This window comes from Gordonia sp. VNK1 (genome assembly GCF_040049135.1).
Classification (GTDB): Bacteria; Actinomycetota; Actinomycetes; order Mycobacteriales; family Mycobacteriaceae; genus Gordonia; species Gordonia oleivorans.
In genome coordinates this window covers 1-12,529 of the sequence record NZ_JBDZDJ010000028.1, presented here as the reverse complement: position 1 = coordinate 12,529, position 12,529 = coordinate 1, and the positions used below count along the sequence as shown (strand labels likewise).

10 protein-coding genes and 1 pseudogene are annotated in these 12,529 nt (G+C 67.7%); 8 read left to right on the top strand and 3 right to left on the bottom strand.

Going from position 1 to position 12,529, the window contains the following annotated elements; genetic code table 11:
• The first annotated feature begins 29 nt into the window (after positions 1 to 29).
• From ABLE94_RS23680 to ABLE94_RS23665, 4 genes are all read left to right on the top strand, one after another.
• The gene (locus ABLE94_RS23680; RefSeq protein WP_348803129.1) at positions 30 to 1,799 is read left to right on the top strand and encodes a VWA domain-containing protein; all 1,770 of its coding nucleotides are present in this window, start codon (positions 30 to 32) and stop codon (positions 1,797 to 1,799) included.
• A 99-nt stretch (positions 1,800 to 1,898) separates the two neighbouring features.
• Entirely contained in the window at positions 1,899 to 2,411 is a 513-nt protein-coding gene (locus ABLE94_RS23675; RefSeq protein WP_348810065.1) for an FMN-binding protein, read from the top strand.
• A complete protein-coding gene (locus ABLE94_RS23670; protein ID WP_348803127.1) occupies positions 2,374 to 3,357 on the top strand; it encodes an FAD:protein FMN transferase in 984 nt (327 codons plus the stop codon). The genes ABLE94_RS23675 and ABLE94_RS23670 overlap by 38 nt, the downstream gene beginning before the upstream one ends.
• Positions 3,358 to 3,383: 26 nt before the next feature.
• Positions 3,384 to 4,919, top strand: coding sequence for an FAD-dependent oxidoreductase (locus ABLE94_RS23665; protein ID WP_348810082.1), 1,536 nt, complete (start codon positions 3,384 to 3,386; stop codon positions 4,917 to 4,919).
• Positions 4,920 to 4,948: 29 nt separating this feature from the next.
• On the opposite strand, the gene ABLE94_RS23660 is transcribed toward ABLE94_RS23665, so the two are convergent.
• A complete protein-coding gene (locus ABLE94_RS23660; protein WP_348803126.1) occupies positions 4,949 to 5,839 on the bottom strand; it encodes a LysR family transcriptional regulator in 891 nt (296 codons plus the stop codon).
• 94 nt (positions 5,840 to 5,933) lie between these two features.
• Here ABLE94_RS23660 and ABLE94_RS23655 point away from each other — a divergent pair, with 94 nt between their 5' ends.
• Genes ABLE94_RS23655 through ABLE94_RS23640 form a run of 4 tightly spaced genes read left to right on the top strand, consistent with a single transcriptional unit; the run spans position 5,934 to position 9,470 of the window.
• The gene (locus ABLE94_RS23655) at positions 5,934 to 7,157 is read left to right on the top strand and encodes an acetyl-CoA C-acetyltransferase (protein WP_348803124.1); all 1,224 of its coding nucleotides are present in this window, start codon (positions 5,934 to 5,936) and stop codon (positions 7,155 to 7,157) included.
• A complete protein-coding gene (gene pcaD / locus ABLE94_RS23650) occupies positions 7,154 to 7,930 on the top strand; it encodes a 3-oxoadipate enol-lactonase (RefSeq protein WP_348803123.1) in 777 nt (258 codons plus the stop codon). The genes ABLE94_RS23655 and pcaD overlap by 4 nt, the downstream gene beginning before the upstream one ends.
• A complete protein-coding gene (locus tag ABLE94_RS23645) occupies positions 7,927 to 8,715 on the top strand; it encodes a CoA transferase subunit A (RefSeq protein WP_348803121.1) in 789 nt (262 codons plus the stop codon). Before pcaD ends, ABLE94_RS23645 begins: the two co-directional genes overlap by 4 nt.
• 50 nt (positions 8,716 to 8,765) lie before the next feature.
• Positions 8,766 to 9,470, top strand: coding sequence for a CoA transferase subunit B (locus ABLE94_RS23640; RefSeq protein ID WP_348803119.1), 705 nt, complete (start codon positions 8,766 to 8,768; stop codon positions 9,468 to 9,470).
• Here the strand turns inward: ABLE94_RS23640 and ABLE94_RS23635 are convergent.
• Both ABLE94_RS23635 and ABLE94_RS23630 read right to left on the bottom strand, forming a co-directional pair.
• Entirely contained in the window at positions 9,416 to 11,938 is a 2,523-nt protein-coding gene (locus tag ABLE94_RS23635) for a helix-turn-helix transcriptional regulator (protein WP_348810063.1), read from the bottom strand. The two genes, ABLE94_RS23640 and ABLE94_RS23635, sit on opposite strands and share 55 nt — an antisense overlap.
• A gap of 403 nt (positions 11,939 to 12,341) precedes the next feature.
• Positions 12,342 to 12,529: pseudogene (locus ABLE94_RS23630) on the bottom strand (HNH endonuclease); the annotation flags it as partial.

The following is a 12,529-nucleotide window of genomic DNA, read 5'->3' as shown; positions in this document are numbered from 1 at the left end:
ATTTCCACATCCTCAGGGGGATATGACGTATGGGCCGGCACAGTTCGGAATCCGCTGACTCCGATTCGGGTGAGAACTCGACCGGTCCTCGCCGGCGGGTCGATCCGCCTCCCGTCACCGGGCCGACCCCTGCGGCGAAGCCGGGCGACTCGTTCGGCTTCGACCATCGTGAGGTGAAGTCCTCCCATCGGGGCGCATGGCTGTGGGGGCTGGGTGCGCTCGTGGTGATCGCGGCGCTGGTGGCGGGTGTGATCATCTGGCGCACCGTCGGCTCGTCGGAATGCGATGACCGGCAACGTGTCACGGTCGCCGCGGATCCGACGATCGCCGCCTCGCTGCGGGAAGCCGCCGCCACGGTCTCGGCGCAGGGCTGCTACGACTACACCGTTAACGCGGTGTCCGGTGCCGACGCCCCGGGCGTGCTGACCAGTGGCGATCAACGCCCCGACCTGTGGGTGCCGGATTCGCAGACCCAGGCCCGCCGGGTGTCCACGCAGGTGCGCCAGGATCTGAACCTGACTTCCGAGTCGCTGGTGTCCACCCCGACGGTCGTCGTCGGCAAGAAACTCCCGGAACTGACCGGCTGGCAGCAGGTGATGACGCTGCCGGATCTGCGCACCGGCAGCCCGATCGTCACCAGCACGGGTGACGCGCCGATCGTCGGGGCCCTCGCCGAAGTGGATGCCGGCAAGCTGACCCAACCGGAACTGGTCAACGCCATGACCACATTGGCGGTGCAGCAGAACAATTTTCGCACGGTCAACGACAGCGAGGGTATGCGACTGAACCTCGCGAACACCTCCGACGTGCCGGTGGTGACCACCGAACAGCAGTACATTCTGTTCATGCGGACGCATCAGGGGTCGGACCTGAAGTTCGCGATCCCGGCCGACGGCACCGTCCTCCTCGACTACCCGCTGGTCAACACCGCCCCCACCGCGCGCGGTGCCGCGGCCGACGCCGCGGGCAAGGAGTTGGCGTCGGCGATCGCCGGAAACGCCGGGGAACCGTTGGCTCAGGCCGGTTTCCGTGAGCCGGGCGGGCGGGCTGCGCCCGGGGAACACCCGTACGGCACCGGTCAGCCGGTGACTGTGCTGACGCTGCGTGACCCGGCCGCCGTCGACAAGGCGCTGCGGCAATGGCAGGTGCTCGGCGTGCCGATCCGGACACTCGTCGTCCAGGACGTGTCCGGCTCGATGGAGGAATCGGCCGGATCCGGTTCCTCGACGCGAGCCGAGTTGCTCACCGAGGCGTCGCTGACCGGACTCACCCTCTTCCCGAACAACGCCATGATCGGTGGGTGGGCGTTCTCGGTCGACCGTGGACCCGACGGCCAGGACTGGGAACAGCTCGCGGCCATCAAGCGGCTCGACGCCCCCGCCGACAACGGACGCACGCACCGTGACGTGCTCGCCGCCGCGGTGAAGGCGGGTCTGGCGCCGGACAACCTCGGCGGCGGCACCGGCCTGTACGACACCACGCTCGCCGCGTTCAAGCAGGTCCAGGACACCTACGACCCGAACTACTCCAACAGCGTCATCATCATGACCGACGGACAGAACGACGACCGCGACAGCATCAGCCTCGACGACTTGCTCTCGCAGCTCAAGGAGCTCGAGGACCCGGCCCGGCCGGTGCTGATCCTGACCATCGCCATCAGCGACGACGCCGACACCGACGCGCTCAAGCAGATCGCCGACGCCACCGGGGGTACCACCTATGTGGCGACCACCGCGGACGACATCAGGTCGGTCTTCGTCAACGCCATCGCCGCGCGGGTGGAGGCGGCCGGACGGTGAGGCCGGGCCGGGGAGATTGCTGCGAGCTTTCTTAGGACCAGCTAAAAATATCTCCTCGGGGGAGGCGAAGCGGGTCCGTTTTCTCCAGAATGGGGAGCCATGACCCCAGCAATCCGGACCATGGTCCGCAAAGATGAGATCCTCACCATGACCCGCGCGGCGGGCGTGGTGGCCGCGGTCGCCGCCGTCGGACTGGCGACGGCCGCCTGCGGCAGTGACGACAGCTCCGCCTCCGACACCACCACCACCGGCGCGGCGGCCTCGGAGGCGGCGGGCGCATCGGGCACCGCATCGGACCCGGGCGCCACAACGGGGGAGTATCGCAACGGCACCTACACCGCCACCGGTCACTACACCACTCCCGGTGGTGAGCAGCAGATCGGCGTGACGGTCACCCTCGACGATTCCACGATCACCGCCGTCGAGCTCGATCGCAGTCAGACCCGGGGTACCTCCGCGGAATTCCAGCAGAAGTTCGCCAGCGGGATCGACGCCGAGGTGGTCGGCAAGAACATCGACGACCTCGACGTCAGCAAGGTTTCCGGATCGTCGCTCACCTCGGGTGGCTTCAACGATGCCATCGCCCAGATCAAGACCCAAGCCGCCGGCTGAGTGCGAGTGGGCGTTCGAGGCGCTCGGAACCCGGTGGGAGATCACCACCGATGTTCCCCTCGACGCCCACCGCCGCGACCTCGTCGTCGCCGAACTCGACCGCATCGACCGGTACTGGTCACGGTTCCGCGCCGACTCCACCGTTGCCGAGATGGCGCGCACATCCGGCCGATACACCGTCGCCGCCGAGGACCGGGCGCTGCTGGACTTCTACCGCGAGCTCTACACGGTCACCGAGGGCTCGGTGACCCCGCTGGTCCGGCAGATCCTCGACGACGCCGGATACGACGCGCAGTACTCCCTCACCCCGGCGGCGGCGATGGCCGCGGCTCCGGATTGGGATGACGTGATCGGTTGGGATGGAACATATCTCGACGTTCGAACTCCCGCTGTGGTGGATGTCGGCGCGGCCGGCAAGGGATTCGCGGTGGACCGGGTGGCGGCCATCATCGCCGACGGCCTCGATCGCTACATCGTCGACGCCGGCGGCGACATGGTGATCTCGCCGCGCGACGAACCGGTGCGCATCGCCCTCGAACATCCCCTCGACCCGACCAAGGCGATCGGTGTGGTCGCATTGGCCGGTGGTGCGCTGTGTGGTTCGGCGTCGAATCGGCGGACGTGGGCGGACTGGCACCACATCGTCGATCCCCGTACCGCCCGGCCCACCGACGATGTGCTCGCCACCTGGGTCTACGCGCCGGATGCGATGACCGCCGACGGACTGGCCACGGCGCTGTTCTTCACCGCGGCACGCCGATTGGCGGGTTGTGGCGAGCCGGCCATCCCCGGTCCGGCCGCTGCCACGCTCAGTGTGGGCAGCGATATCGCGGGATTCCGGTTGGAGCGCAATGACATCCCCACCCGCATCCCGAAGCACGTGACCATTCGCAGCAATGGAACGGTCGACCACACCAGGATTCCCGGATTGGAGCTCTACCTGTGACCCGCCTGACGCCCCGATGGCTCACGATGCACCGTGCGGTGCTGCTGGCATTGCTCGCCTTGGCCGTCGCGGCATTCGTCGTCGGAGCCGTCGACGACGACTTCGCCTATACGCCACCAGAACTGGCCTCGACGCTGGTGATCTCACTGGTGGTCAGCGGGGTGGTGACCTACCTGTGTGCGGCGATCGTACGCGTGCCGCCGAACGCGGATTCGTGGGCGATCACCGGGCTCATCCTGTTCCTCCTGATGCCCGGGGTCACCGACACCGCGTCCGCGGTGTCGGTGGTGATCGCCGCGGCGGCGGCCGCGATCAGCAAGTACGTCCTCGTCTGGCGACGGCGACTGATCATCAACCCGGCGGTCGCCGGGGCCGTGGTGTCCTACGCCGTCGCCTACGCGGGCGCGAGTCTCGGTGGGGTGCCGCTGAGTTCACCGTTCTGGTGGATCGCCGCCGAACCGCTGTTCTGGCCGATGGTGATCATCGGAGCGGTGCTGGTGACCGTGCTCCGCGAATGGTGGCTCGTCGGGGTTTTCCTGGTGGCGACGCTGGCCACCGTCGGTGTACTGGAGGCGACGCAGGGTGGTCAGGATCTGCAGTTCGTATTCGTGTCCGCGCCGACCCTGTTCCTCGCCGCGATCATGTTGCCCGAGCCGCTCACCGCGCCGACCACCCGCATCCATCGTGCGGTGTACGCGATCATCGTTGCGGTGCTGATGAATTGGCAGCAGACCTTCGAGATCACCGATTCCTACACCCTGGAGTTCGTACCGCAGATCGCGCTCGCGGTGGGGTGCCTGTACGCCTTCGCGGTGCGGCTGCTCGCCCAGCGTGGCGCCGGGCGGGTGCGCTTGGACACCACCGTCGAGCCGATCGCAGCGAACACCTACCGGATACGCGCACAGGCGTCGTCGCCGTTGGCGTTCCGGCCCGGCCAGTGGGCGATGCTCAGTGCCCCGCGCTGGTCGGCGCCACTGTGGCACCGGACGCGCCGGGTGTTCTCCTACGCCTCGGCGCCGGGAGAGAACCCTGGCGAGTTCGCCTTCACGGTGGCCTCCACGTCGATGTCGTCGTTCAAGTCGGAGTTGGTCACTGCCGGCGGCGGCCGCCTCCACCTCGACGCCACCGGCGGTGACTTCGTACTTCCACGCCGGCTCGGCACCCACCCGATGGTGCTGCTGGCCTCCGGTATCGGCATCACACCGTATCGGGCGATGCTGCGGAGTCTGACCGCGGGTGAGGCCCGGGATCTGTCGTGGCTGACCGTCATCCACGTCGTCAGCGTTACCGAACGGTCCGTCTACGACGACGACCTCGCCGTCATCCGCGCGGCCAGTGCCCGGGTGGAGGTCTCACCCGCGGTCGAGCTGACGTCGGGGATCACCGATCCGGGGCGTCTGACCGATCTCGTCGGTCCGGCGTTGTCGTCGCGCGATGCGCACTATCTCCTGTCGGGCAATCCCCAGTTCGTCGACCGCACCGCGGCGACCATCCGGCGCGCCGACCCGTCGACCCGGTGGAAGTTCTGGCGCGTCCACACCGATGCGTTCCTTGGGTACTGAGTTTCCGGGTGCGAGAACGGCGATGCGATTCACTCTGGTTGCGGCGCAATGCGATGCAGCACCGTGAGTACCTGATCGACGATCGGGGAGTCGGCATCGGCCGGCCGGGCTGCCACCAGATCGATGGCGGCATGCGGGACGAGGTCGGCGTAGCGGACCCCGGCGATGTCGAGAGCGGCCGTGGGTGCCGGCACGATGGCCACGCCCAGCCCGGCGGCGACCAGGGTGACCAGCGTGGAGGTCTCGGCCACCTCGTGCCGGATGCGTGGCACGATGCCGGCGTCGGCGAAGAGCCCTGCGATCACCGAGTTCATCACCGACCGGCCATGCCCGGCATGTGCGATGAGGTCATCGTCGGTGAGGTCGGCGAGGGTGAGCGCGTCCCGGTCGGCGAGCGGGTGGCTGTCGGGCAGTGCGACGATCAGGTGATCGGAGCGGATCGGCTCGATCACCATGTCCGGCTCGGTGATCGGCGGGCGGAGCAGCGCGAGGTCGATGCGTGCATCGCGCAACGCGCTCAGCAGATCCGGGGCCAACATCTCGCCGCGCACGCTGACCTCGACGCCGGGGAGTTCGTCGCGCAGTGCACGGACGAGACGTGGGAGCAGCGAGTACGTCGCCGATCCCACGCAGCCGATGGTCAGGTGACCTTCGAGGCCGTCGGCGACGCGCCGGGCTTGATCGCCGGCCGCGTCGACGGCCTCGAGAATCGCGACCACCCGGGGCAGGTAGGCCGCGCCGGCCGGGGTGAGTTCCACCCGTCGGGTGGAGCGGATGAGCAGGTTCACCCCGAGTTCGTCCTCGAGTTGGCGGATCTGCTGCGACAGTGGGGGTTGTGCGATGTGCAGCCGTGCGGCGGCGCGCCCGAAGTGCAGCTCCTCCGCGACGGCGCGGAAGTAGCGCAGGTGACGAAGCTCCATGAGCTGCAAGAATACGCCTATTGAGACTCAGAGCATATCAATGTAAGCGAAATGGATACTTCCCAATATGAGATGCGGGTCATAACGTCGAGGTATGAGTTCAGGCACCGATGTCGTCATCTGTTCGCCGCTGCGTACCCCGGTGGGTCGCATGGGCGGTTCGCTGGCCGCGCTGACGGTCACCGACCTTGCCACCACCCTGCTGCGTGAACTGGTCGGACGCACCGGCCTCGGCGAGGGCGACGTCGACGACGTCATCCTCGGCCAGGGATACTCGAACGGTGAAGCCCCGGCCATCGGGCGGATCGCCGCCCTCGACGCCGGCCTCGGCATCGGGGTCCCGGGAATGCAGGTCGACCGACGCTGCGGATCAGGTCTGCAGGCCATACTCAACGGCGCATCGCAGATCGCCTCGGGTGGCGCGGATCTCGTCATCGCCGGTGGTGCCGAATCGATGTCGAACGTCGAACACTATGCACTCGGCCTGCGCACCGGGGTGCGCCAGGGCGGGGTGGAACTGATGGATCGCCTCGACCGTGGCCGGCTCACCGCCGGCGGCACCTCCCACCCGATCGCGGGTGGCATGATCGAGACCGCCGAGAACCTGCGTCGGAAGTACTCGATCAGCCGGGCCGAACAGGATGAACTCGCGGTGCAGTCGCATCAGCGTGCCGTCGCCGCCCAGCAGGCAGGACGTTTCGACGACGAGATCGTGCCCGTCACCATCCCCGGTCGGCGCGGCAAGCCCGACACCGTCGTGGACCGCGACGAGCATCCCCGCGCCGACGCGAGCATCGAATCGATGACCAAGCTCCGACCCATCCGGGGGAAGCTCGACCCCGAGTCCACCGTCACTGCCGGCAATGCGTCCGGACAGAACGACGGCGCCGCCATGTGTGTCGTCGCCACTCGATCCGCGGCCGAGAAGTCCGGTCTGACACCACTTCTCGCACTCAAGTCGTGGGCGGTCACCGGCTGCGCACCCGAGGAGATGGGCATCGGCCCGGTCGGCGCCACCGCCGCCGCCCTGGGTCGCGCCGGGCTGACCCTCGACGAGATCGACCTCATCGAACTCAACGAGGCCTTCGCCGCACAGGTGCTCGCCGTGCTCGCCGAGTGGAAGGTCGATCCCACCGACGAACGCCTCAACCCCAACGGATCCGGCATCTCGCTCGGTCACCCGATCGGCGCCACCGGCGGCCGCATCCTGGCCACCGCCGCCTACGAGGCGCAGCGCCGCGACGCCCGCCACGTCCTCGAGACCATGTGCATCGGCGGCGGACAGGGACTGGCCGCAGTATTCGAGGTGATCCGATGAGCGCCGTCGAGGTCGCCGCCTACGTCAGCGGTCGCGACGACGCCCCCGTGGTGGTGCTCTCGAATTCGCTGGGGTCCGACCACCGGATGTGGGATGCGCAGCTTCCCGAGTTGGAGAAGCACTTTCGGGTCGTTCGCTACGACACCCGCGGACACGGCGCCTCGCCGGTGCCGGCCGGACCCTACTCGATCGACGACCTCGCCGACGACGTGATCGCCCTGCTCGATCGCCTCGGTGTCGCCTCCGCTCACGTGGTCGGGCTGTCGCTCGGCGGGATGACCGCCATGCGACTGGCCGTACGCAACCCGGACCGGGTCAACCGGATCGGATTGCTTTGCACCGCAGCGTATCTGCCGCCGGCGACGGGGTGGACCGACCGCGCCGCCACCGTTCGCGCCGGCGGTTCCGGCGCGGTGGCCGACGCCGTGCTGACCCGCTGGTTCAGCCCCGGATTCCTTGCCGACGACGCGAACTCGGATCGGTTGGATCATTTCCGGGAGATGATCGCCGCAACACCGAGTGAAGGCTACGCCGGATGCTGCGAGGCGATCGCCACGATGGATCAGCGGGCCGACATCTCCGCCATCACCGCGGCGACCCTGGCCATCGCCGGTGCCGACGACCCGGCCACCCCGCCGGAGATGCTGGCCGCCATCGCCGATTCCGTTCCGGACGCGAAGCTGCTCGTCGTCGACGACGCCGCCCACCTGGCCAATGCCGAACAGCCCGACACCATCACCCCCGCCCTCATCGAACACCTGGAGAACTCATGAGCCTCGACAAAGTAGCCGCATCGGCCGCCGACGCGGTCGCCGACATCCCCGCCGGCGCAAGCATCGCCGTCGGCGGATTCGGATTGTCGGGTATCCCGAAGTTCCTCATCGACGCACTGCTCGCGCAGGGTGCCGGAGAGCTCACCATCGTCTCCAACAACTGCGGCGTCGACGGTGCCGGACTCGGACTTCTGTTGGAGGCCCGGCGAATCGACAAGGTGATCGCCTCCTACATCGGGGAGAACAAGGAGTTCGGCCGGCAGTTCCTCGCCGGTGAGGTGACCGTCGAACTCACCCCGCAGGGCACGCTCGCCGAGCGGATGCGCGCCGGCGGCAGCGGCATCGGCGCGTTCTTCACGCCGACCGGAGTCGGAACCCTGGTCGCCGAGGGTGGGCTGCCGTGGCGGTATCACGCCGACGGTTCCGTCGCGCTCGCATCGCCGCCCAAGGAGGTGCGGACCTTCCACGGCCAGGAGATGGTGCTCGAGGAGTCCATCGTCACCGACTTCGCGTTGGTGCGTGCCGCCGTCGTCGACAAGGCCGGCAACTGCTGTTTCCATGCCGCCGCCCGCAACTTCAACCCGCCGGCCGCGATGTCGGGACGGGTCACCATCGTCGAGGCGGAGAAGGTCGTCGAGGTCGGTGAACTGGGTCCCGATCAGATCCACCTGCCCGGGATCTTCGTCAAGCGGATCGTCGAGCTCACCCCGGAGCAGGCCTCCGACAAGGGGATCGAGCACCGCACCATCCGGCAGCGGCCGGACGAGGCCGCCGCGCTCGTCTGAGTGCGCCGCCGATTCACCCACGATCCATCACCACGTTCGAGGAGAACATCATGACCTGGACCCGCAACGAGATGGCCGCCCGCGCATCGCGCGAACTGCGGCCCGGCGACTACGTCAACCTGGGTATCGGTCTGCCGACGCTCATTCCCGATCACATGCCCGACGATTCCGACATCGTGCTGCACGCCGAGAACGGCATCCTCGGTGTGGGTCCGTTCCCTTACGACGATCAGGTCGATCCGGACCTCATCAACGCCGGCAAGCAGACGGTGTCGGTGCTCCCCGGCGCGTCGTACTTCGATTCGGCCACCAGCTTTTCCATGATCCGTGGCGGTCACGTCGACGTCGCCGTCCTGGGCGGGATGCAGGTGTCGGCGGGTGGCGACCTGGCGAACTGGATGGTGCCCGGCGCGATGGTCAAGGGTATCGGCGGCGCGATGGATCTGGTCAACGGTGCCGGTCAGGTGATCGTGCTGATGGAGCATGTGAGCAAGAAGGGTGATCCCAAGCTGGTCGCCGAGTGCTCGTTGCCGCTGACCGGGCGGTCGGTGGTCAGTCGTGTGATCACCGACCTCGGCGTGTTCGACGTCACCGGAACGGGATTCGACGTCGTCGAACTCGCCCCGGGTGTGGACTTCGCCACGGTGGAATCGAAAACCGGTGCGCCGGTGGTTGATCGGACCGCCGAGGGTCTGAGCGGTCAGGACCGTGAGGCGGCCAGCTCGGCGCGGGATCGCAGTCCGAGCTTGGCGTAGATCCGGGTGAGGTGGTACTGCACCGTCTTCGGGGAGATGTAGAGTTCGGCGGCCACCTCCCGGTTCGACAGTCCGCGGGCGACCAGCGCGGTGACCGCCTCCTCCTGCGGGGTGAGATCGGTCGCGTCGGCGTCGGTTCGGGTGGTGGCGCTGCGGGTGGTGCTGAGGCCGCCGGCCTTGAGCTCGCGATCACACCTGTCGACATACGTTGTGGCGCACAGGGATTGGAAGATTTCGCGGGCGTTGCCCATCACGGTGTCGGCGGCGCGCCGTTTGCCGGCGCGTCGTAGCGTCTGTCCGTAGGCGAAGTTGACCCGGGCGAGGTCGTATCGGAGTGGGAGTCCGTCGAGTAGTTCGAGCGACTCGTCGAAGGCGCGCCGCGCGGCATGGATGTCGCCGGTGGCGCCGAGGTATCGCCCACGCGCATAGCCGATTCGAGCGGCCGCGGACCGGTGTTTGCGTTTCGCGGTGAGTTCCTCGAATGGGTGCAGGAGCGCGTCGGCGGCGTCGAGTTGCCCGTCGATGACCAGGGCGTTGGCCAGCACATCCACCCATGGCCACCAGCCGGGCTGCACCAGTGCCGGTGTCGTGTGCGCCATCTGCCGAAGCGGTTCGAGGATGCGAATCACCCGGCCGTAGTCGGCGTCGGACTCGGCGACGTGGGCTCGGGCCAACAGGAGGGGGATACGCATGATCTCGTAGTCACCGGCGGGCAATGTTGCTGCGGTGATGTGGAATTCGGCGCGTTCCCGATCGCCTCGCATCGCGTGGATGTGTGCCGCGGTCCAGTTGAGCAGTGGTGTGGCGAGTTCGATGCCGCCCTTGCGGGCGAGATCGCGTCCTTGGTCGACGGTGATGAGTGCCGAATCCCAGTCGCCGGTGAGGAGTTGGACTCGGGCGAGCCATCCGAGCGCCCAGAGGGAAATGCGATTGGAACCGCCGAGTTGGGCCATGGAGACCGCGGTTTCGAGGTCGCTCCGCGCTCCGCCGACCTCATCGATGCCCAGTTCCAGCCACCCGCGCCCCATGGTGACGCGTTGCGCCTGCGGGCCGAATCGCACCCGCTCGGCCAGTTCGGTGTAGGAGGTGAGTGCGGCGTCCGGATCACCCGACCATGCCTGGCCGAGACCGCGGATGGCTGCCGCCTCGATACCCGCCGACGAGGTGTCGCCGGCCATCCCGATCGCGCGGTCGGCCCAGTCGACGAGCTCGTCGCCACGGCAACGCACCAGGTTGTGCAGGACGTAGCGCTGCGCGATGAGCGCTGCAACCTCTGGTTCGCGTTCGAAGTTGACGATGCCCCAGGCACGTTCGAGTCGGAGGGCGGCCTCGGCGGAACGACCGCGCAGGATCGCGAGGTAGGCCAGGGTGGCGTTGCGCAGCGCGGTTTCGCGGAGACTTTCCACGGTCGGGACGAGGGCGGCCGCGCCGACGCAGTCGCCGGCAGCGAGCAACGCGTCCACCGACAGTGTGGTCCGTAGTTCACTCTGCAGTCGGTCGGAGGTGAGGCGGCCGGCCTGTCGGTACAGGTCGGCCGCCGCTGCCCATTCACCATCGGCGGCACGGGTTCTGGCAAGGGCGTCGAGTTGATCGGCGAGTTCCGCGTCGGGGACAGGGGTTGCCGCCACCCGGTGTCCGAGACTGCGGACCGGGTCCTCGATGAGGTCGGCTGCGCGACTGTGCATCTCGCCGACTCGTCGAATGCCCATGACCTGCAGCACCGCCGTCCGGATGAGTGGATTGGTCGGCCGGGGGCGGACGTCGGCGGGTGTCAGTGCGGCGGTGGTCTGAATGAGGCCGCTGTTCAGCGCATCGTCGAGAGCGGCCATGGCATCGTCGATGTGCGCCAATTCGATTGCTGTTCCCAGGGAATCGCCGTCATCCAGGATGCAGATCGCCTGAATGAGTTCGCCGGCAGCAGGTGTCGCCTGCTGCAGCCGGGTCCGGACGTCGTCGACGATATGGCGTGGGGCAGGCAATGTCAGATCTGCGCGCGACCACGCATTGTCGGGTAGCTCTCCGAACAGGGCGATGACGTCTCGCGCGTTGCCGGCCGTGTGGGCGGCGAGCCGTTCGAGCACCGTGGGGTGGATGACGATACCTCGTGATGCGGCGAGTTCTGCGATGGCGTGACGGGGCAGCCCGTCGAGAGCGATCGTATCGGCGAGCAGTGCCATCGTGGCCGGGGTGTGGGTGGTCACCGCGATCACGACAAGCAGTGGATTCCCGGCGGTATCGGTTCCGAGTTCGCGTATCGAATCGGAGTCGATCCCGTCGGCGTCGTCGAGAACACGTAGGGGGAGATGCTCGGATTCGGCACGTGCGGCGACGCGACGGAGCACGGTGCTCTTGCCGACGCCCGGCGGCCCGGTGATCACCAGAAACGCCGGATCGGTGAGGCCATCGGTGCGTTGCAGGATCTCGCCGATCTCGTCATCGCGACCGATGCAGCTGGCCTCGATGATCATCGCTCCATGGTAGGCGTTCGAGAGGAATGTGGGGTTCGGATCCGATTGCCGCAGCACCTCCATCTTTGCTGCTCATCGTCGGCTCGAGAACCCCATGGCCGTTGTCACTGTGGAATTGTCAAGGTACCGATGCGGTCCCGGCAGGCCGGGTGCGGGTTGGTTGGTCTGTTATCTATCGGTGAGGCAGGGCTGCTGGGTCACGTCGCTGGTTGCTACCCCGCAACCGGCGATGGGGACGCGTCCCCGCTGGCCGAGCCCCTTTGCCCGTTGGTCGAGCCCTTACTCCAGTGGTCGAGCCACCTTGCCCGCTGGTTGAGCCAGACGGAGCGCTAGCGGAGTCCGTGTCGTTTCGACGGAGCTCAACGCAAGGAGACCTCGCAAGGTAAGGCTGGAACTCGAATCCTCATGCCGCACCCGGCAATCCATCCAAGGTCATGGTCCTGCGGTGATAGGACCGCAACCACCTGAGTTGTGGGTCAACACTTTCCGGTGGGATCAACCACGGGTGGTGGTCGGCTCCCATGACGACGTCCCATCCGTTATGGTGGACATCGTCATGACAGGCTGTGCAGAGCAAAGCGCCGTTCTCCA

Excerpts from the sequence above, each read along its gene's own strand:
- ABLE94_RS23655 (WP_348803124.1), top strand. The coding sequence starts at position 5,934 with ATGAGTTCAGGCACCGATGTCGTCATCTGTTCGCCGCTGCGTACCCCG.
- ABLE94_RS23670 (WP_348803127.1), top strand. The coding sequence starts at position 2,374 with ATGCCATCGCCCAGATCAAGACCCAAGCCGCCGGCTGAGTGCGAGTGG.
- ABLE94_RS23680 (WP_348803129.1), top strand. The coding sequence starts at position 30 with ATGGGCCGGCACAGTTCGGAATCCGCTGACTCCGATTCGGGTGAGAAC.
- ABLE94_RS23640 (WP_348803119.1), top strand. The coding sequence starts at position 8,766 with ATGACCTGGACCCGCAACGAGATGGCCGCCCGCGCATCGCGCGAACTG.
- ABLE94_RS23635 (WP_348810063.1), bottom strand. The coding sequence starts at position 11,938 with ATGATCATCGAGGCCAGCTGCATCGGTCGCGATGACGAGATCGGCGAG.
- pcaD (WP_348803123.1), top strand. The coding sequence starts at position 7,154 with ATGAGCGCCGTCGAGGTCGCCGCCTACGTCAGCGGTCGCGACGACGCC.
- ABLE94_RS23645 (WP_348803121.1), top strand. The coding sequence starts at position 7,927 with ATGAGCCTCGACAAAGTAGCCGCATCGGCCGCCGACGCGGTCGCCGAC.
- ABLE94_RS23660 (WP_348803126.1), bottom strand. The coding sequence starts at position 5,839 with ATGGAGCTTCGTCACCTGCGCTACTTCCGCGCCGTCGCGGAGGAGCTG.
- ABLE94_RS23675 (WP_348810065.1), top strand. The coding sequence starts at position 1,899 with ATGACCCCAGCAATCCGGACCATGGTCCGCAAAGATGAGATCCTCACC.
- ABLE94_RS23665 (WP_348810082.1), top strand. The coding sequence starts at position 3,384 with ATGCACCGTGCGGTGCTGCTGGCATTGCTCGCCTTGGCCGTCGCGGCA.